The 19,474-nt window shown below is 37.3% G+C and carries 19 protein-coding genes; 6 read left to right on the top strand and 13 right to left on the bottom strand.

The genetic code is table 11. The features are described 5' to 3' along the window. Positions 1 to 3 precede the first annotated feature (3 nt). From QSJ81_RS20215 to chvE, 8 genes are all read right to left on the bottom strand, one after another. Positions 4 to 540, bottom strand: coding sequence for a TRAP transporter small permease (locus tag QSJ81_RS20215; RefSeq protein ID WP_285719150.1), 537 nt, complete (start codon positions 538 to 540; stop codon positions 4 to 6). A gap of 310 nt (positions 541 to 850) precedes the next feature. Then, positions 851 to 2,470: a mannitol dehydrogenase family protein gene (locus tag QSJ81_RS20210; RefSeq protein ID WP_285719149.1), complete on the bottom strand. Its 1,620-nt coding sequence runs from the start codon at positions 2,468 to 2,470 to the stop codon at positions 851 to 853. 23 nt (positions 2,471 to 2,493) lie between these two features. After that, the gene (uxuA, locus tag QSJ81_RS20205) at positions 2,494 to 3,564 is read right to left on the bottom strand and encodes a mannonate dehydratase (protein WP_285719148.1); all 1,071 of its coding nucleotides are present in this window, start codon (positions 3,562 to 3,564) and stop codon (positions 2,494 to 2,496) included. A gap of 328 nt (positions 3,565 to 3,892) precedes the next feature. Beyond that, positions 3,893 to 4,609 carry a GntR family transcriptional regulator gene (locus tag QSJ81_RS20200; protein ID WP_285719147.1) on the bottom strand — a complete coding sequence of 239 codons (717 nt, stop codon included), beginning with the start codon at positions 4,607 to 4,609 and terminating at the stop codon, positions 3,893 to 3,895. A gap of 89 nt (positions 4,610 to 4,698) precedes the next feature. Next, positions 4,699 to 5,919, bottom strand: coding sequence for a multidrug effflux MFS transporter (locus QSJ81_RS20195; RefSeq protein WP_285719146.1), 1,221 nt, complete (start codon positions 5,917 to 5,919; stop codon positions 4,699 to 4,701). A 166-nt stretch (positions 5,920 to 6,085) separates the two neighbouring features. Further along, a complete protein-coding gene (gene mmsB / locus QSJ81_RS20190) occupies positions 6,086 to 7,249 on the bottom strand; it encodes a multiple monosaccharide ABC transporter permease (protein ID WP_285719145.1) in 1,164 nt (387 codons plus the stop codon). 13 nt (positions 7,250 to 7,262) lie between these two features. Further along, complete coding sequence (gene mmsA / locus QSJ81_RS20185) at positions 7,263 to 8,786, bottom strand: multiple monosaccharide ABC transporter ATP-binding protein (protein ID WP_285719144.1); 1,524 nt, start codon at positions 8,784 to 8,786, stop codon at positions 7,263 to 7,265. A gap of 119 nt (positions 8,787 to 8,905) precedes the next feature. Further along, positions 8,906 to 9,994, bottom strand: a complete 1,089-nt coding sequence (chvE, locus tag QSJ81_RS20180; RefSeq protein ID WP_285719143.1) for a multiple monosaccharide ABC transporter substrate-binding protein — start codon at positions 9,992 to 9,994, stop codon at positions 8,906 to 8,908. Between the two features lie 363 nt (positions 9,995 to 10,357). Here chvE and QSJ81_RS20175 point away from each other — a divergent pair, with 363 nt between their 5' ends. Further along, positions 10,358 to 10,978, top strand: a complete 621-nt coding sequence (locus tag QSJ81_RS20175; RefSeq protein ID WP_285719142.1) for a hypothetical protein — start codon at positions 10,358 to 10,360, stop codon at positions 10,976 to 10,978. Positions 10,979 to 11,142: 164 nt separating this feature from the next. On the opposite strand, the gene QSJ81_RS20170 is transcribed toward QSJ81_RS20175, so the two are convergent. From QSJ81_RS20170 to QSJ81_RS20160, 3 genes are read right to left on the bottom strand one after another with little or no spacing between them, the layout of a single operon-like run. Then, entirely contained in the window at positions 11,143 to 12,360 is a 1,218-nt protein-coding gene (locus QSJ81_RS20170) for an ABC transporter permease (protein WP_285719141.1), read from the bottom strand. Continuing rightward, on the bottom strand, positions 12,339 to 13,049 hold the full coding sequence (locus QSJ81_RS20165; RefSeq protein ID WP_285719140.1) for an ABC transporter ATP-binding protein: 711 nt from the start codon (positions 13,047 to 13,049) through the stop codon (positions 12,339 to 12,341). Before QSJ81_RS20165 ends, QSJ81_RS20170 begins: the two co-directional genes overlap by 22 nt. Before the next feature lie 15 nt (positions 13,050 to 13,064). Beyond that, positions 13,065 to 14,141, bottom strand: a complete 1,077-nt coding sequence (locus QSJ81_RS20160) for an efflux RND transporter periplasmic adaptor subunit (protein WP_285719139.1) — start codon at positions 14,139 to 14,141, stop codon at positions 13,065 to 13,067. A gap of 188 nt (positions 14,142 to 14,329) precedes the next feature. On the opposite strand from QSJ81_RS20160, the gene QSJ81_RS20155 reads away from it, so the two are divergent. The 3 genes from QSJ81_RS20155 to QSJ81_RS20145 all read left to right on the top strand — a co-directional run bounded on the left by QSJ81_RS20155 (position 14,330) and on the right by QSJ81_RS20145 (position 17,056). Next, positions 14,330 to 14,995, top strand: a complete 666-nt coding sequence (locus QSJ81_RS20155; RefSeq protein WP_285719138.1) for a response regulator transcription factor — start codon at positions 14,330 to 14,332, stop codon at positions 14,993 to 14,995. Beyond that, positions 14,992 to 16,494 (top strand): sensor histidine kinase, encoded by a 1,503-nt coding sequence (locus QSJ81_RS20150; protein ID WP_285719137.1) that lies wholly within the window; start codon positions 14,992 to 14,994, stop codon positions 16,492 to 16,494. Before QSJ81_RS20155 ends, QSJ81_RS20150 begins: the two co-directional genes overlap by 4 nt. Positions 16,495 to 16,579: 85 nt before the next feature. Continuing rightward, positions 16,580 to 17,056 carry a hypothetical protein gene (locus QSJ81_RS20145; RefSeq protein ID WP_285719136.1) on the top strand — a complete coding sequence of 159 codons (477 nt, stop codon included), beginning with the start codon at positions 16,580 to 16,582 and terminating at the stop codon, positions 17,054 to 17,056. A 120-nt stretch (positions 17,057 to 17,176) separates the two neighbouring features. Here QSJ81_RS20145 and QSJ81_RS20140 read toward each other — a convergent pair whose 3' ends face one another. Both QSJ81_RS20140 and QSJ81_RS20135 read right to left on the bottom strand, forming a co-directional pair. Beyond that, entirely contained in the window at positions 17,177 to 17,497 is a 321-nt protein-coding gene (locus QSJ81_RS20140) for a DUF1540 domain-containing protein (protein WP_285719135.1), read from the bottom strand. 13 nt (positions 17,498 to 17,510) lie between these two features. Further along, a complete protein-coding gene (locus QSJ81_RS20135; RefSeq protein WP_285719134.1) occupies positions 17,511 to 18,053 on the bottom strand; it encodes an NADH peroxidase in 543 nt (180 codons plus the stop codon). Positions 18,054 to 18,275: 222 nt separating this feature from the next. Between QSJ81_RS20135 and QSJ81_RS20130 the strand changes: the two genes are divergently transcribed. Further along, positions 18,276 to 18,806 (top strand): CBO0543 family protein, encoded by a 531-nt coding sequence (locus QSJ81_RS20130; protein WP_285719133.1) that lies wholly within the window; start codon positions 18,276 to 18,278, stop codon positions 18,804 to 18,806. Between the two features lie 249 nt (positions 18,807 to 19,055). Further along, complete coding sequence (locus QSJ81_RS20125; RefSeq protein ID WP_285719132.1) at positions 19,056 to 19,454, top strand: hypothetical protein; 399 nt, start codon at positions 19,056 to 19,058, stop codon at positions 19,452 to 19,454. Positions 19,455 to 19,474: the final 20 nt, after the last annotated feature.

The raw sequence follows: 19,474 nt of genomic DNA, 5'->3' as shown, positions 1-19,474 counted from the left end.
CCATCAATGCCCACCACCTAATCCTTTATGTCTTTTCAAATCAACACCAAAAAATTGAAATATACCATAGAACAGAATAAGAACACCTGATACCGGTATTGCGAGAGTTCTGTAGGCTATAGGCAAATCACCCATGGTAGGAATAGTTTGGCCAAAGTCGTTCATCATAAGCTTTGATCCATAAACAATCAATATTAATGCAAAGACAATTTCAGTAATCGAAATGACCTTTTCAATATAAACATCTGCTTTTTTGCTAAATGTGATGGAAGTAAAAGCAAGGTGTATTCTTTCCCGGAAGCCCATCGCAATGCCCAAAAATGAAAACCATATAAGTAAAAATATTGTGACATCTAGAGACCAAGTTGGTGTATAGCTGAACAATTTTCTCGCAAATACTTGAAAACATACAATCACGATCATTGTTAGCAACAATATCTTTGATAATTCTTCAAAAGCCTTATCGATAGATACAAGTAAATTTGATATCCACTTCACTCCGTTATTTTGAATTTGCGCGGGTTCTTTTGAATCTGCCAAAATATCATCTCCTCATATATAATTTAATACCAATTCTTACTAAACATTCCTTATTTCATCCGGTGTGAGGAAATCTTGCTGTATTGGTGTGAATACATATAATTCAGCAAATTTAATATGTTTCGATAAGTGTAAAGATTTTGTTTTTTCTCTTTATACTTACATACGAATTAAAAGCTAATATAGCTTATTAGATCACAAGTAAGAAAACAGGATATATACTCTCTGTAATATAAACCCAGAAGCGTATTTGAGCCGATGCTCCTGGGTTTATCTACTATATACATCTTATATAATGATATGGAATTCTTTAATTCTTTAAATGTTTTTTTAAGGTAGCTTTTACGGCACCTGCTCCAGTAATCATTTCTTTAAAATAACCCTCAATCTTTTCACCTAAACCAATTTGATAAAGATTTACACCAAAAAGTTCTTCATTTGTGAGTATTGGCTGTAAAGAATCTCTTACAGATTCTACATCCCCTAGCTTTATGCCGGAGATATAGTTCTTTAAAGTAGATAACATTGGATCAGGACTTAAGCTCATTTCCTTACCTTGGTCATCAAGCCCCATTAAATACCTGCACCATCCAGCAATTACAAGAGGAATAAAAGTAAGACTTGCTGGATCTAAATCAGCTCTTTCAGAATAAGCCTTGATTGTCTCTCCGAAACGTATTCCTACCTTTTGCGATGTATCGGATGCAATTCGTTGTGGAGTATCAGGAATATAAGGATTAGGGAATCTTACTTCAATCACTTCTTTGATAAAAGCTTTTGGATCCAGGATTTGTGGATTTACAACTACCGGCATACCTTCTTCGTAACCGATCTTTTCTACTAATTTTTTTAGATTTGGATCTTTCATTTCATCGGCAATCAACGTATACCCTAACAAACAACCAAAAACTGCAAGAGAAGTATGCAACGGATTCAAACAAGTACACACTTTCATCTTCTCAACTCTATCTACGGTCTCTCTATCAGTAAAGATTACGCCTACCTTTTCTAGGGGCATACGACCATTAGGAAATTTATCTTCTATTACTAAATACTGAGGTTTCTCTGCATTCACAAAAGGAGCGATAAATGTGTTTTTTGTCGTACAAAGAATCTCTGTACTGCCAAAGCCATTTTGATTCAATGTATTTTTAACGCTTTCGGCAGGTCTAGGTGTAATTTTATCAATCATACTCCAGGGAAAGGAGACTTTTTCAGGAGTATTTATATATTTCAAGAATCCCTCTTCAACCAAACCTAACTCAGCCCATTTTCTACAAATTGTTTCTACGGCACTAAAAAGTTTATCGCCATTATGGGAACAGTTATCCATGCTGACAAAAGCAATTGGTAGTTCTCCGTGTTGATAGCGGGTGTAAGCCAATGATGCAACTTTAGCCATCACACTTTTGGGTTTTTCTGGCCCCTTATTCATATCTTCCTGTACATCGGCAGAAAAATTTCCTGCCGCGTTCTTTAAGCTATAGCCTTTTTCTGTAATTGTAAAACTTGCTAATTGTAGTGAAGGCTTAGAAAAGATAGTTTGTATTCTCTGCCAGTCATTTTCTCTGGCAGGATCTCCAATTAGACTTTCACCGATACTGCCGATAATTTTTTTATCTAAGCTACCATCTGTATTCATAATGGCTAATAAACCTAAATTGTCATAAGGAGTATATATTTTTTCGATAATTTCCTCATCATAAGTTTCCACTACAACAATTCCTGTATCTACTGATCCCGTATTGAGTAGTGATTGTTGCAGCATAGCAATAAATCCTCTAAAGATATTTCCAGCCCCAAAGTGTACCCATGTAGGATTTTCTTTGGTCAAAGCTGACATTTTCTCATAATTAAATTTAAGATTTTCTATACCTGCATGCTCCCATAATCTGGAATTCTTAATATTTTCTTTATTTAGGATTAACATGAAAAAGCTCCTTTCCGATCTAATTACTTACTTTCGCTTCTCACAATAGCATCCCACAGACCACATAAATAATTGGCACCTAAGGCCCTATCATATAGGCCGTATCCTGGTCTACCTTTCTCATCCCAAATCATCCGGCCATGGTCAGGGCGAATCGGTCCGGTAAAGCCAATATCATAAAATGCTTTCATAATTTCATACATGTCAAGAGAACCTTCGTCTGCTTTGTGAGCTGTTTCATTAAAGATTCCAGGCTCATGAACCTGCACGTTACGCACATGTCCAAAGGCAACTCGATCACCAAAGTAACGAATAATTTCAGGGATATTATTTTCTAAATTGGCACCCAATGATCCACTACATATTGTTAATCCATTGCTAGTGCTATCCACCATATCCACAATTCGTTTTAGATTTTTCTTAGAGGTTACAATTCTTGGAAGACCGAATACGGAAAAAGGAGGATCATCTGGATGGATTGCCATTTTGATGCCATATTCTTCTGCTGCAGGGATTACAGCTTTCAAGAAATATTCTAAATGGCTAAATAGTTTTTCTTCGTCAATATCTTTATATAAATCAAAAAGATGCTTCAATTCTTTTAAGCGCCACGCTTCCCAACCTGGAAGTTCAAATCCATTTGAGTTCGCCTGCATTTCTTCTACTAATTTTTGCGGATCTTTGCCTTGAATCAATCGAACATCAAAATTTAAAGCAGTTGAACCATCTGGAAGTACTTTCGCTAAATCGGTTCGTGTCCAGTCGAATACAGGCATAAAGTTGTAGCAGACAACTTTTACTCCCGCTTGTCCAAGATGCTTCAATGATGTGATGTAGTTTTCAATATATAGATCTCTAGATGGCAGTCCCAGCTTAATATCTTCATGAATATTAACACTTTCAATCGTCTCAAGTAGTAGTCCCTGCTCTTCGACTTCCTGTTTCAATGCCAGAATCTTGTCCATTGGCCAAACTTCACCAACAGGCACATCAAATAAAGCCCCTACAATTCCTTTCATGCCGGGAATTTGACGTATATTTTGTAAGGATATGGAATCATTCTCTTTACCGTACCAACGAAATGACATAATCATTTTGTATTCGGCCTCCTTTAAAATTAAAATAGCCAAACCGATTTCATTAACAGTAAGTGCAATGGATTTATTTCTAACGACTTTGTTAATGACATCTGCTTGTTAATCCGATTCTACCATACTACCATATTAGTGTAAATACCATTTACTAGTATTGTCTAATAAAATCTGTATTTTAAAGTATTTACTAGATAATACTGATAAATCAGAAATTAACTTAGTCATTTCTGCATATTGGGCTAGATATAAATATAGCTACCTAAAATCTTTTAGGTAGCTATATTGCACAATTTATACAATTATAAAATATGAGTTATTGCGCCAAACTTTATCGCATCGTCGCCTGAGTTTGTTTAAAATAATCAACATAATCTCGATATAAATCCTGAATATCAAATTTCACTTTATTCAAGTGGCGGTCAATCGTCCGCATTCCCAAATCTACATTTTTTTCTTTAATCGCTAGAACAAGTTCCTGGTGCTGTGTTAAGACAGGCAATACATTATAACCACCAGCCATATTTAACATTCTGACTCGATTATAATGTGTATTCATTTGTTGGATCATAGACCAAATACGTGCCTTTTTACAGCCCACAAAAATTGTTTTATGCATTGCTTCATCAAGCTCATAAAACTTTAGATAATTTTTTTCTTTAATGCATAATTCCTGGAGGGCAATATTTGATTGAAGCTCAAAAAGCTTGTCACTAGGAAATTCTACACAAGCGATCTCGATTACTGCTTTTTCGATTGTTTCGCGTAAAAACTTAGATTCCTCAACATTCTCAATATCAATCAAAGATACATAGGTTCCCTTTTGTGGCAAGATATCCAGCAAATATTCTTGGGATAATTGAATAAATGCTTCACGAACAGGAGTACGACTTACCCCGAGTAATAGGGCTATATCTTTCTCTGACAAAGCACTACCTGGTATTAGCTTTAATTCCATTATATTAAATTTTAAAAATCGATATACATATTCCCGAGTAGATTCTTGCGGATTTCTTTCGATTACACTTACGTCCATACTCCCTATCATTTCCCCTTCATGTCATACTAATATGTTAGTATAACAATTTTTTTTCAATATTTCTAGCAGGAAGCACAAAGATGACTCGTTTTATTACTCTATCTACTCTTGACTAGGAAATAATACGACATAACAGCCGCTGTTTCCGATACGGCTATGGTAATTCCCATTGGGATAGCAGTATGGCTTCCACCCACTCCCACAAGAGGTGCCATAAATCCGCCAAAAACAAAGGATAATAGACCAATCAAAGCCGATGCACTACCTGCTGATTTGGCTTGATCCTGCATTGCTAAGGAAAAAGTACTTGTGCCCACAACCCCTACGCTAGAAACGGCAAAAAATAAAGGAATTAAGAGGGTGTAAAGCCCACCACCAAGTAAAACTCCAGCCAGTAGAGAAATTCCGCCCACAAAGGCAATTGCAAGGCCTGCGACGAGAAGTTTTGTCTCATGAATTCTTCCTGCTAACCTACCGGTAATTTGTCCTGCAATAATGATTCCTAGACCATTTATACCAAAAAGTAAGCTAAACATTTGAGGAGAAACATTAAAAACATTCTGGAGTACAAAAGGTGACCCAGAAATATAGGCAAACATAGCAGCCATAACAAATCCTTGGGTAAGTGCATAGCCCATAAAAGTTCGATTTTTAAATAATTTCATAAAAGTGCATAACGTATTTTGAACACCACTCTTAGAGCGAAGAGGAATCGGTAACGTTTCCTTTAAGCCCCAAACAACGCCCATAAGCATAAGGATACCGACTCCCGATAATACAGCAAAAATGCCCCGCCACGTGGTAATTTCTAAAACCTGCCCACCCACAATGGGAGCCATAATGGGAACAACGCCATTAACTAACATTAATAAAGAAAAAAACCGTGTCATTTCAGAACCTGAATAAAGATCCCTTACAATAGCTCGAGAGATAACGATACCTGCTGATCCAGCTAACCCTTGAATGAATCGTAAGATTACAAACGTTACTATATTCGGAGAAAACACACATAATAACGAAGAAATAGCATAAGCGACAAGTCCAATCAGTAGTGGCCTTCTTCGTCCAGAAACATCGCTAATTGGCCCGGCAAATAGCTGTCCCGATGCAATCCCCAGTAAACAAGCTGTTAGACTGAGTTGGGTCAAAGACGTACTCGCTTTAAGATCGCTTGCTAAGTTCGGCAGAGCGGGCAAGTACATATCAATGGATAAGGGGCCAAAAGATGCAAGGGCGCCAAGCAAAAAGGCCATCCACAGTACAGATTGCCGTGGTACCTCTTCCGAGATAATTGTCGCTTTTTCTAAAGTATCTTTCATTTATTAAATCAATCCTTCTATCTATTGGAGTCTTCTAGCAAAATATAATAACAAAAGCACTATTCTTATAAAAAAATAGTGCTTTACTATATATATCTAGCAAATCCAAATTTATCTATTAGTGTATTTTATATCGTAAGCTTTGGTTCGTCAAGCTAGCTCAATTCTAAGACTGCTTTGATTTTGTGTAAATATCAAAAGCTACTGCCAATAACAATACTAAACCTTTGATTGTTTGCTGCATATCAATGGTCACTCCAATTAAGGACATACCATTGTTCATAACTCCCATAACAAGACCACCAATGATGGCTCCCATGACAACGCCAATCCCACCTGCAGTCGAAGCACCACCAATGAAGCAAGCGGCAATTGCATCGAGTTCAAAACCTGTACCTGCTTTTGGCGTTGCCGCATTAAGGCGAGCCGCAAATACTAAGCCAGAAAGGGCAGCCATGACTCCCATATTAACAAAAACCCAAAACACGATTCGTTCTGTTTTTACACCTGATAGCTTTGCTGCTTTTTCATTACCACCAAGAGCATAAATATGACGACCTACCACTGTTTTAGTCGTAATAAAGGTGTAAAAAACAATTAATATAAATAACAAGATGAGTACATTTGGAATGCCTTTATAGGCGGCAAGTAAATACATAAACCAATTAATGGCACCCCCAACAAACACGATTTTCGCAGCAAGAAATTCCATAGGAATGACATCAAAATTATACTCTTGCTTGGCCTTTCTATGGCTTATTTCAAAGTATATATAAATTAATGTTAAAATAACGCCAACCACAAGGGTTGTAATATGAATTGTTGTTCCGCCAAAAAGATCTGGTACAAACCCATTGCTCATTTTTTGAAAAACTTCTGGGTAAGGTCCTTTAGATTGCCCCTCTAAGGCTGTCATTGTCAACCCTCGAAAAATTAACATCCCTGCTAATGTGACAATAAAGGCTGGGATTTTAAAATAGGATATCCAATACCCCTGCCATGCTCCGGCAACCGCTCCGATTAACAAAGAAACAAGAATTCCAGGCACAACTCCAATTTTATTATCGACCATTAGGATTGCTGACATGGCGCCAACGAATGCTGCTATAGATCCTACTGATAAGTCAATTTGAAAGGCTACGATAACCAGTAGCATTCCAATGGCAAGTACAAGTATATAGCTATTTTGCTGAATAAGATTCGTTACGTTTAATGGTTTTAACAAAACTCCATTACTCGCTATTTCGAAAAATATCATAATGGATACGAGTGCAATGACCATACCATATTCTCTAATGTTATTTTTAAACATCTGTTTCAATGTTTCCATGACAATCCCTCCTCTATTTATCAATTACATATTTCATAATTTTTTCTTGGGAAGCTTCACTCCGGGAAAGTTCTCCCGTAATACTACCTTCGCTCATAACATAGATTCGATCACACATTCCTAAAACTTCAGGAAGTTCAGAAGAAATCAGCAAGATTCCCTTCCCTTCGCTAACTAACTGATTAATAATGTTGTAGATTTCGAACTTAGCTCCTACGTCAATCCCTCTTGTTGGTTCATCCAGAATTAGAATATCAGGATTAGTAAAAATCCACTTACTTAAAACAACTTTTTGTTGATTTCCACCACTTAGATTTACAGTCTTCTGCAAAATACTAGAACATTTAATGTTCATTTTCTGACGGCTTTTTTCTGCCACGACGATTTCTTGATTCTCATCCAGTATATGCTTCTTCGCGAGTTTATCTAAATTTGCTAAGGAAATATTGGCCTTTATATCGTCATTTAGAATTAAACCATACTGTTTTCGATCTTCTGTGACATAAGCCACCCCTTGTTCAATAGCGCTGCTTACATTCGGTAATTGTATTTCTTTTCCGTTTTTATATAAATGTCCGCTTATCTTTTGACCATAGGATTTACCAAATATACTCATGGCTAACTCTGTTCTTCCAGCTCCCATGAGCCCGGCAATTCCTACTACCTCACCTTGTCGAATCGAAATATTTACATTATCAATCATTTTTCGTTCACCATGTAGGGGATGGTATACGTTCCAATTCTTTACCTCGAAAATAACGTCACCAATCACTGTCTCCCTTTTGGGAAAACGGTCTGTTAATTCTCTGCCTACCATACCTTTGATGATCCGATCTTCCGTAATGTGATCTTCTTGAACCTGTAAGGTCTCTATGGTGGTTCCATCTCGCAAAATAGTAATCGAATCTGCAATCTTTGAAATTTCGTTCAGCTTGTGGGAAATAATAATCGAGGAGATTCCTTGCTTCTTAAAATCTAACAGTAGGTTTAATAAGTTCTCACTATCATCTTCATTTAAAGAAGCCGTTGGTTCATCTAAAATTAAAAGCTGTACCTTTTTTGATAATGCTTTTGCAATCTCAACTAATTGCTGTTTGCCAACACCTATGTTGGTTATCAACGTATTAGGTAATTCTTTGAGTCCTACTTTCACCAATAGTTCTTTTGTATTAACAGTTGTAGCATGCCAGTCAATAAGACCATTTTTCCCTTGTTCATTACCAAGAAAAATATTTTCTTCTATGGATAAGTAAGGAATCAAAGCAAGTTCCTGGTGGATAATAACAATTCCTAACTTTTCACTTTCTTTGATATTTTTAAATTCACATAACTGTCCATTATAATGAATTTCTCCTGTATAAGACCCATGAGGATATACTCCACTTAAAACTTTCATTAAAGTGGACTTCCCTGCTCCATTCTCACCAACAAGTGCATGAATTTCGCCCTTTTTCACTTCTAGATTTACATTGTTAAGAGCTTTAACCCCTGGAAAGGTCTTCGTAATATTCTTCATTGCCAAAATAATATCTTCCATATATCCTCAGCTCCTTCCCTGTCTTCCCTCTTTCGAATATCCTATATACTAATGTAGTGATGACCTCTCAGTCATCACTACATTATCTGATCCATTATATGATAAGAAATTGATCCCTATTATTTAAGTTTATCTTCAGTATAATATCCGCTCTCAACTAGTATTTTCGCATAGTTAGATTTATCTACAGAAACAGGAACTAAGAGATAAGAAGGTACTATTTTTACACCATTATTGTAGGTCTTATCATCATTTGTTTCTGCTTTTTTGCCATTTAATAATGCATCTACCATATCAACAGTTACTTTAGCAAGGTCTCTAGTATCTTTGAATACTGTTTGTGCTTGTTCACCCTTGATAATTGATTTAATCGAAGGTATTTCAGCATCCTGTCCAGTAACAATCGGCATTGGTTGACTTGGTGTGCCATAACCAACCGCTTTTAAAGAAGAAAGGATACCAATACTAATACCATCATAAGGAGATAATACTGCATCTACTTTAGCACCAGAATAATTTTTACTTAATAAATTATCCATTCTCGCTTGAGCAGTAGCACCATCCCACCTTAATGTAGCGCATACACCCATGTCCATTTGTCCACTTTTTACTACTAGCTTCTTTGAATCGATATAAGGTTTCAGAACTGACATAGCGCCATCAAAAAACATGAATGCATTATTGTCATCAGGTGATCCACCAAAAAGTTCAATATTAAAAGGTCCTTTACCTTCTTTTAAGCCTAGGCTTTTTTCAATGTAGGAAGCTTGTAAAACCCCTACTTTAAAATTATCAAAGGTTGCATAGTAATCTACATTCGGAGTCTTCTTAATTAAGCGGTCATAGGCTATGACGGGAATGTTTTTATCTTTTGCTTTTTGCAGTACATTTGTTAAAGATTCACCATCAATGGATGCAACAACTAAAACATTAGCACCCTTTGTAATCATGTTTTCTATTTGGGCAAGTTGATTTTCTACATTGTCTTCTCCATATTGCAAATCAGTTTCATAGCCCTTAGCTTGTAGTTGTTTTACAATATTTTCACCATCTGCAATCCATCTAGCTGAAGACTTTGTAGGCATTGCGATACCTACTTTCTTTTTGGCATTAGCGGTCGAATTTGTACTTGAATTCGTGCTTGATCCACACGCCGCCAACAAAAGCACCATAGCACACATGAGTAATAGAGCAATCACCTTTTTCATTGAAAAATCCTCCTCCTCTTTTATCTCTGTAATCAGGATCCTACAATTTTTCTTTTACCCCTATCACCTACTTCTGGCATGTAGCCATATATAAAATTTTTTCTTATATCGGCAATTATCTGTCTTTTCTAAAAATACAGATAATTTAAGACGTAGGATTTATATCTCGAGCCCTTAGTTACATTGAAATTTTATTTATCTATAGATTCTACAGGGCAGGCTTAAAATCCTTCTACAATATTTAAAAATTAATTAATTTTTAAATTAACTATTTCTTACTTTTACTTTCGCTTTATTTTTCCATGGATGGCAACGATGATAACATGGCAAACTAAAAATAAAACTTTAAAGGAGGATGATTATATGGAAAGAAAATTATCAAAACGCAAAATGCTGCGCCGCAAGTATAAGCATTATGCTGCAGCGTTAGCAGGAGCCGCCATTATGACAGGCGTTGCGATCCCTGGTATCCCCGTTGCAAAAACTTTTGCTGCTGAAAATCCTACAACACCTCCTACTACAACAGAACAAACAACACTAGTTACTAGTAATGATCAAAGAGTAGTTACAGCAGATAGCGATTACCCTTTACAGCTCAGAGATAACTATGGCTGGCATAAGCACGATCGCAGTTGGCCTGGTTCAGATGATAACCAAGCTTTATATAAAGATGGAAAAATCTATTATAGGAATGATAACAATCGTTATAACGATTGGGACGATTATGCCTACTATAGCAACAGTGCTGTATCTGTTACAAAATCCCTTGCTTCCAGTTATGGATTTGATCAGTACAACGATTCCTTTAGACTTCTTTTTCAATCGAATAATCAAGCCACTGTTCAAGTAATAAAAAATGAAACTGGACAGCGATTCAAAGTAGATCTAGAAAGGGATGGAGATGGCGACTGGACAATCGTCGCTATACGAGGAATTGGTGATGCTTACCATCCAGCAACTTACCACTCTGTAGGAAGAAGCTAAATCAGCATAAGAAAAGACTTGGCTTAGGGCAGTCCTCAGACGCAGGCAGAAGCCTTAGTCGTTCTTACTTGGAATCAAGGAAGTGTTATACTTTCTGATTCCGTAAAAAAATCTCTTGTAGATTATTCTACAAGAGATTTTTTCATACTTTAGACTAATATTATTTATTCATATCGTAATGCATCAATAGGATCTAGTAATGCAGCCTTACGAGCAGGATAAATTCCGAAAAACAATCCAATCATAACAGAAATAGTAAATGCGCCAAAGATAGCAATGTAAGAAATTACTGTATTCCAACCTGCTACCAGAGAAACGATACGAGCTCCTACTACGCCAAGAAAAATACCTAATAATCCTCCGGTGACACCAATCACTACGGCTTCTATGATAAATTGCAGCAAGATATTTTTATAAGTTGCGCCCAGGGCTTTACGTATGCCTATTTCACGAGTCCGCTCTGTTACAGAAACTAACATGATATTCATAATACCAATACCACCAACTAGCAATGAAATTGCTGCAACACTTCCCAAAAATAAGGTAAGGGTCCCAGTTGTCTCTTTCATGGTGGTCATAAGTGATGTTAAATTACGAACTGTAAAATCATCTGTAGTATTTTGAGCTAAGTGATGACGCGATCTGAGTAATGTAGCAACGTCTTCTTGCACTTTATCCATAATTTCATCATTCTCAACCTGTATATTAATATTGTGTACATAGGATATACCCATAAGACGCTCTTGCGCTGTGGTTAAAGGTACAATGATCACATCATCCTGATCAGAGCCCATAGATGACTGCCCCTTACTGCCTAGTACACCGATTACGCGAAAAGGGGCCTGACCGATGCGTATCGTCTGCCCTACAGGACTAACCCCTCCAAATAAATTGGTGGCTACTGTCTCACCAATTACAGCAACTCGTGCCCGTGTATCTTCGTCACTTGTACTAAAAAACGTCCCGGATGCAACCTCAAAATTGCGTATCGCTAAAAATTCGGGAGTAGTACCCTGGACACTGGTTTTCCAGTTTTGATTTCCATAAATAATTTGGAATTGTTGACTAACAGCAGGTGCTACAGCATTTACTCCACTTACTTGTTGACTAATGGCTTTCCCATCTTGCTTTGTTAACGTGATATTCGATCCAGCCGCCAAACGCACTCCCCCTGAAGGTGAATTCGATCCTGGCGTAACGATAAGAAGATTGCTCCCTAAGCCTGCAATGGAATTTTGCACCTTTTGCTGCACTCCGAGCCCAAGGGATACCATGGCAACAACAGCACCTACACCAATGATAATTCCGAGCATAGTAAGGATGGCGCGAAGCTTATTGGCTTTCAGCCCTTCAAAAGCAATTAAAACGCTTTCCCAGAACATACTCTCGCCTCCTCCCCCTTTTCATCACGAACAATTTTGCCATCCCGGACATGAAGGATCCGGCGTGTGAATGCAGCAATTTCAGGTTCATGGGTAACTAAGATAATCGTTCGCCCTTGGCTGTTAAGATTACAAAAAATCTCCATAATTTCATTACCCGATTTTGTGTCTAAATTACCCGTAGGTTCATCAGCCATAATAATTGCTGGATTATTAACTAGAGACCTGGCAATTGCCACCCGTTGTCTTTGACCGCCCGACAATTCATTCGGTCGGTGATCTTTACGTTCTTCTAGACCAACCATAGCAAGTGCTTGAGTCGCCGTTTCCATTCGTACCTTTTTATCCACACCAGCATAAACCATAGGTAGCTCAACATTTTGCAAAGCCGACATTCGAGGCAAAAGATTGAAGTTTTGAAATACAAAACCAATCTTCTTGTTGCGGGTGGCTGCCAGTTCGTCACCGTTAAGTTTTGCAACTTCTTGCCCGTCGATTCGATAAGACCCACTACTAGGAATATCAAGACATCCTAAGATGTTCATTAATGTTGATTTTCCTGATCCTGACGGGCCCATAATAGCCGTCAATTCTCCATGAGCAATTTTTAAATTAACCCCCGCCAATGCATGTACTATCGTATCTCCCATAGAATAGACTTTTGTGACATTTTCTAAATGAATTGTCATATTATTCTCCTCACTTTATATTGGAGGTGGTGGCCCTTGATTTTGTTGAGTAGTGGTCGTTGTACGTGCTTTAGCTACTGGTAATACAATGACATCACCTTCATTTAATCCACTGCGTATTTCTACCTTTTCATCATCACTCAAGCCAATACTGACTGGCGTGTTCTGTTGTGCACCATTTACTACTAATTGTACGTATTTTTGTCCCTTTTCTTCCTTAACAGCGGCTAAGGGGGCAACCAATACATTCTTGCTCTCTCCAGCTTTTATTGTTACTCTCGCAGTCATCGTTGGGTATAACAGATTTTCTGCAGAGTCCACGTCGACATAGACTGGGTAATATACAACGTTAGACGAGGTAGTTGCGCTCCGCGAAATACGTGTTACTTTTCCCGTAAAGGTTTGCGTAGTATAAGAATCCACAGTGAAAGAAACCTCTTGCCCCATCTTCACGCGACCAATATCCGATTCATCCACTAAAACCTTAATTTGCATTTTTGACATATCCGCGATAGTCATGATGACCTGGGGAGTAGAAATCCCTTGAGCTACGGTCTGCCCCGCAGGTGTAGGTGTCCCAATTACCATGCCGTCAATTGGTGCTGTAATCACATAATATCCTAACTGGGATGCATTGCTATTATATGTAGATTGGGCTACTAGGTAATTGGTACGATCCGTGTCTAGTTGCTGCAATGCCTCCGCACCAATAGCTGCTAATTTTTTACTACGCTCATAAGTAGCTGCATAATTTTCCATTTGGGCTTGATATTGAGCAATTTGTGCTTTGATCGTAGTGTCATCCAGCACAACCAATACCTGCCCCTTTTTGACCATATCATTTTCTTTTACTCTTACTTCACTAATCAGTCCTGTTACCCGAGAGCTAATATCGACTGAATTCACTGCGGAAATAGTTCCCGTTGCAGAAATAGCTTCTATTACATTCCCCCGCCCGATGGTCACCCTAGTTCCTGTAACGACAGGAGTGCTGCTTTTTTTGTAGTATAATGCACCACCACCCCCTAGACATGCTAAAAGGACAACAAATATAATTGATTTTTTATATTGCTTTATTTTCTGCCAAATCATAATATCACCGCTTTCTTACTTTCATCCTTATTTTACCTACTAATTACCTGATTTTAATTATGAAGGATAATTGTTACAGTTTTGTTACAAAACCTTATAGATATAGCTATTCATTGACATCTTACTTGATAGTCTTTATTCTAAAATAGAACTAATTAAGCCCCATAGTAAATAAGGAGGTTGACCTCTTGCAAAAAACAATTTTAATTGTTGATGATGAAGTACGTATTAGAAAATTGATAGCTGATTTTTTAGTGCGCGAAGGATACAGCACATTGGAAGCTGATAATGGACGTGTCGCACTAGAATTTTTGGCACAGGAACATATCGATTTAGTTATTTTAGATGTTATGATGCCAGAACATGATGGCTGGACGGTGTGTAGAGAAGTTAGGAAAAAAAGTAATATTCCTATCATCATGCTTACAGCGAAAGGGGAAGAAGTGGATCAGCTGTTTGCCTTTGAAATTGGCGCCGACGAATATGTCACAAAGCCTTTTAGCCCTAAGGTTCTAACAGCGCGAGTCAACGCTTTGTTTCGACGTATAGAAGGAGAAAAAGCCACTGAGTATAACGGATTGCAAATCAATACAACGGCTCGCCAAGTATCCATTGATGATCAATCTTTAGATCTAAGTCCAAAAGAATATGACCTGATAGCCTATTTAACAGAAAACAGCGGCAAGGCCTTAAGTCGCCAGCAAATTTTAAATCAGGTATGGAGCTATGATTATTTTGGTGACCTACGCACTGTAGATACTCACATTAACAGACTTAGAACAAAATTAGGAGAGAAAAGCACTCTTGTGCAGACCATAAGAGGTTACGGATACCGATTTGAGGTTGAAAAATGACTTTATCCATTCGTAAAAAACTCTTTATCATCTTAAGTGGTCTTATATTGTTTTTCGTACTCATGTCGTTAGGCTTAACCCGTATAGGTTTAGAAAAATTTTATCTTTGGCAAAAGAAAGATGTTCTGATAACAAATAGTACGGACTTAGATAATCTATACCAAGGCAATCCCCAAGAAATATCCTTTGAACTCGAAAGGGTCAGCAATACACTTGGTGCAGGAATTCTTATCTTTACAAAGGAAGGCTATATCAAATATAGCTCCTTTGGTCCTATCATAAATCAAGAGCTTCATAAGCACTTTTCCGATCCCCCTAACCCAGATAAAGCCCCCCCTCGTTTTCCTCACCAGCCACCCCCTCTCATTAAAGATCGAGAAGTTATCGACAACCGAACGATACTGGAAATTGAACAAGATCCAGACTTAAAAATCGATTTTCTGGTGATCAGACGCCAAATGCTCAAAGAAGATTTATTACTCATAAAGCAGCCCCTTTCCTTGGTATCAGAAAGCGTTGCTGTAGCTGCCCAGTTTATTATATTTACAGGCATATTATCCATACTAGCAGGCTGTATATGGGCTTTTTTCTTTGCCAAGCGTTTTACCCACCCTATACTAGAACTTAATCGCATCGCACAAAGCATGTCCCAGCTTGACTTCTCACAGAAATGCACCATCAATCGTACTGACGAAATTGGTGAACTTGGTAAAAATATTAATCACTTATCTAACCAACTGGATACCGCTATATCAGAACTCAGTAAAAAAAATCAACAACTGCTAGCAGATGTTGAAAAAGAAAGAAAGCTGGATACGATGCGTAAAAATTTTGTTTCCAATGTATCTCATGAACTAAAAACCCCCCTCTCCCTCATTCTCGGATATGCCGAAGGATTGAAGGAAAATATCGCACAAGATGAAGCTAGTAAAAACTATTATTGTTCTGTTATTATGGATGAGGCCGAAAGAATGGATGCCTTAGTAAAAGATTTGCTGAATCTATCACAAATTGAATCTGGTTTTTTTAAGCTTACTAAAACTGATTTCAACCTTTCTCTATTATTACAAGACATGGTCCAAAAATACCTTACTATTTTAACAGAAAAAGAAATTACACTGGAGATCAATCTAGAGAATAACTACTTGGTAAACGGTGATGAATTACGTATTGAACAAGTTTTCTTAAACCTGTTTACTAATGCCATTGACCACACAACAAACCAGAAAGTTATCAAAATAGTTGTAAAAGGCACTGAAAACGGTTATAGGATCTTTGTTTATAATTCGGGGCAACCAATACCAGAGGAAAGCTTAGAAAAAATCTGGACAAGCTTCTATAAAGTAGACAAAGCCCGGACTAGAGAACACGGCAGATATGGCTTAGGTCTATCTATCGTGCGGGCCATTCAAGAACAACATGGCAATGACTATGGTGTGGAAAATCGCCCAGATGGAGTCGAGTTTTGGTTCGATCTTACTAAAGCGAAAAATATATAGAAAAATTACAATTTCATGTAATAAAATTGTAACATTTCTCCCTCATAATAAGAATCAAAGAAGATTACCAAAAGGGGAGAATGAAATGAAACAACAAGTAGCAAAAAAAGTCGTTAGCGGATTAATTATGGGATGCCTTACACTATCTTTTGGGGCATTGGCCCTAGCCCATAGCGGGGAACAGGGTCCTATGCCAGGCCCAGGTATGATGCAAGAAGATCGCCCCCATCCCGAAGATAGGCAACAACACATAAACAAGGCTCTAGATAAACTAGCCACTGATGGTACGATTACGCAAGACCAAGTAAACAAGCTTAAAATTTTCTTTAGAGAAAAAGACACTGAGCGAAGGGCTGACCTGGAAAAAATGAAAGATATGAGCCCCGAAGACCGAGATACCTACCTTAAAGAAAAGTTCAAAAATCACCCTGATTCTATCAACGACATAAAGACAGCCGCTGAACTTTCAGAAGAACAAGCTAAAGCGGTTGCTGAAGCACTGCGTCCTCCCCATGTTCCGAATCCAGATGGTCCACGTTGCCCTATGATGCCAAATCCTTAATTATAAAATTTAGAACACTTTCTTATCTTATCTCAATAAAAAATCCTGCCGGAATTCTCATCAGAAATCTGGCAGGATTTTTATTGTTTAAGGATACTCTTTCAGGGTAAGGAGAATCATCTATTTTGTCAGTTTAAAGCTATCACACTCTGTTTGGGTGTGATATTCAGCATGATCGCCACTAACCTTTATGTTACCTAAAGTACATAAATGATTACTATTAAAACTACAATTCTCAACAGTACATTTCAAGCAATCACAAGAGCCTGAACTCAATGTATTATTTGTTAATTCTGCATAATGAAGTTTATTTAAAAAGGAACCACAACAGGTGTCGTAGTCTTTCAACGCAGAACTACCAACGATATCAACACAGTTGGCGTAACAGACGCCTGTTTTATTATGAGAACAATTTGTTACTTCACAGCTAATTTTTACCATATCAATATCTCCTTTATTTAAAGTATCTATCGAGTAAGCCCTTAAAAGCACACCCATGTCTAGCTTCATCTTTACACATCTCATGTACTGTATCATGGATCGCATCAAGATTCTTTTCTTTGGCCAATACGGCTAGCTTCTTTTTGCCTTCACAAGCTCCATATTCAGCTTCCACTCTTGCACTTAAATTCGCTTTTGTATCCGCTACGACTACCTCACCTAAAAGTTCAGCAAACTTAGCAGCATGCTCAGCTTCCTCATAAGCAATTCTTTTATATGCTTCTGCTACTTCAGGATATCCTTGGCGGTCTGCTTGACGGGACATAGCCAAATACATGCCAACTTCCGTGCATTCTCCAAGAAAGTTAGCCCGCAGGCCATCCATCAGTTCAGGAGGGATATTTCGTGCAATCCCGATTCTGTGTTCATCTGCCCAAGCTAAATCTCCGGTCATTTCCTTGAATTGATCTTTATTTGCTTTACAAACTGGACATTTGTCAGGTGGTTCTTCCCCTTCATGAACATACCCACAAATGATACAAACATATTTTTTCATTCCTGTTCCTCCCGACTCGTATAGAATGTAGATTACATGTTACCACTATAGTATTAGTTTTTACTATTTATACCATACTAAATTTGTCTATTTTTTTATCCAAAAGAAAAATAACTTTATTACCTTAAGGGTATAAGAAGTTGATTATAAAAATAGAATTAGAATAGGGTAAGTTTTATAGGTAGCCTAGAAATCTAACAATCTATTAAGGAAGGAATCTAAATGTGGTATATTTTATTTTTTAGGATTTTTCTTGTTTTTGGGTTTCTCTTAGCCGTATGGAAGTGGGGTGATTGGAAAAACCGAGAAAATTATTATTCAACAGTCTTATTTATTATGGTTATCAACCTAGGTGCTAGCTTTTTAACATACCATCATATACTTTGGAATTATCAGCCAGATGCTCTTGTAAAAACACAAACAACAGTCGAATTGATCAATAGTTATGTTATATTACCATCGGCAACATTTATCTATCTATCAAATTTTCCTTTTAATCGTAAAGGTAGATCCAATGGTTATATCGCCTTATGGATTTTACTCTTTAGCAGCCTAGAATTGATCGACAATGTAATAGGTGGTATGTCTTATAAAAATAACTGGTCATGGTTCTGTTCCTCTATTCTGGATTTTGCCATGTTTCCAATTATCAGGCTGCATTATGAAAGTCCATTGCGAGCATGGATAATTTGCTTATTAATTACAATTATTGTTTTAATAGTATTTGACTTTTCCTCGGCAGAAATGAAATAGGGCCATACTTTTTACTAATTCTAGCCCCTATCATAAGACAGGGGCTAGAATTTTTAGTATCACAAATAGTCGATTAAACAAACCCTGCAAATGAACTAATAAAACGAGCAACACTGCTCTACGCTAAATATTTTTTTAAGAGTCCTAGTTCCAATTAAAAATGCTTGAGCATAGTAAGATAATAGTAATCGCAGTGGCACCTGTTTTTTTTATAATAAGCTGATTACATTGTCAAAAGGATGTGTTAATTTGGCTTTGAAAGTAGATTTCCGGAATACCCTAGAAACTTTTATTTTTTCAAATCTCCCCGTCTTAATGAATATAACCAATGCTATGCATGTTGTTGTTTCTAATACAGTAACACCAACAACTCCTACTACTCCAACCATTCCAGTTTCCACTCCAATTGATACTACAGTAACCCCTATACCTACCATCGTAATTACACCTGATGTTTTAAAAGCCATTCAAGCTTATACATTAAATAACTTTCCCAATATAGGACTCCCCCAGGATATTCAAGAAATTGCAAAAGAATTTTTAGCCAATCTCCCACCGCTTGTACCTGTTACTCAAAATACTGCTACAACTATTACTACTGCCACATCTACGAATCCTACCATTACTGCTCAACTACAAAACATCTAATCACTACCCATGAATAAAGC

The sequence above is a fragment of the Pelosinus sp. IPA-1 genome, assembly GCF_030269905.1.
Classification (GTDB): domain Bacteria; phylum Bacillota; class Negativicutes; order DSM-13327; family DSM-13327; genus Pelosinus.
This window is presented reverse-complemented; position numbering and strand designations above follow the sequence as displayed.

Excerpts from the sequence above, each read along its gene's own strand:
- QSJ81_RS20210 (WP_285719149.1), bottom strand. The coding sequence starts at position 2,470 with ATGTTAATCCTAAATAAAGAAAATATTAAGAATTCCAGATTATGGGAG.
- uxuA (WP_285719148.1), bottom strand. The coding sequence starts at position 3,564 with ATGATTATGTCATTTCGTTGGTACGGTAAAGAGAATGATTCCATATCC.
- QSJ81_RS20200 (WP_285719147.1), bottom strand. The coding sequence starts at position 4,609 with ATGATAGGGAGTATGGACGTAAGTGTAATCGAAAGAAATCCGCAAGAA.
- QSJ81_RS20195 (WP_285719146.1), bottom strand. The coding sequence starts at position 5,919 with ATGAAAGATACTTTAGAAAAAGCGACAATTATCTCGGAAGAGGTACCA.
- mmsB (WP_285719145.1), bottom strand. The coding sequence starts at position 7,249 with ATGGAAACATTGAAACAGATGTTTAAAAATAACATTAGAGAATATGGT.
- mmsA (WP_285719144.1), bottom strand. The coding sequence starts at position 8,786 with ATGGAAGATATTATTTTGGCAATGAAGAATATTACGAAGACCTTTCCA.
- chvE (WP_285719143.1), bottom strand. The coding sequence starts at position 9,994 with ATGAAAAAGGTGATTGCTCTATTACTCATGTGTGCTATGGTGCTTTTG.
- QSJ81_RS20175 (WP_285719142.1), top strand. The coding sequence starts at position 10,358 with ATGGAAAGAAAATTATCAAAACGCAAAATGCTGCGCCGCAAGTATAAG.
- QSJ81_RS20170 (WP_285719141.1), bottom strand. The coding sequence starts at position 12,360 with ATGTTCTGGGAAAGCGTTTTAATTGCTTTTGAAGGGCTGAAAGCCAAT.
- QSJ81_RS20165 (WP_285719140.1), bottom strand. The coding sequence starts at position 13,049 with ATGACAATTCATTTAGAAAATGTCACAAAAGTCTATTCTATGGGAGAT.
- QSJ81_RS20160 (WP_285719139.1), bottom strand. The coding sequence starts at position 14,141 with ATGATTTGGCAGAAAATAAAGCAATATAAAAAATCAATTATATTTGTT.
- QSJ81_RS20150 (WP_285719137.1), top strand. The coding sequence starts at position 14,992 with ATGACTTTATCCATTCGTAAAAAACTCTTTATCATCTTAAGTGGTCTT.
- QSJ81_RS20145 (WP_285719136.1), top strand. The coding sequence starts at position 16,580 with ATGAAACAACAAGTAGCAAAAAAAGTCGTTAGCGGATTAATTATGGGA.
- QSJ81_RS20140 (WP_285719135.1), bottom strand. The coding sequence starts at position 17,497 with ATGGTAAAAATTAGCTGTGAAGTAACAAATTGTTCTCATAATAAAACA.
- QSJ81_RS20135 (WP_285719134.1), bottom strand. The coding sequence starts at position 18,053 with ATGAAAAAATATGTTTGTATCATTTGTGGGTATGTTCATGAAGGGGAA.
- QSJ81_RS20130 (WP_285719133.1), top strand. The coding sequence starts at position 18,276 with ATGTGGTATATTTTATTTTTTAGGATTTTTCTTGTTTTTGGGTTTCTC.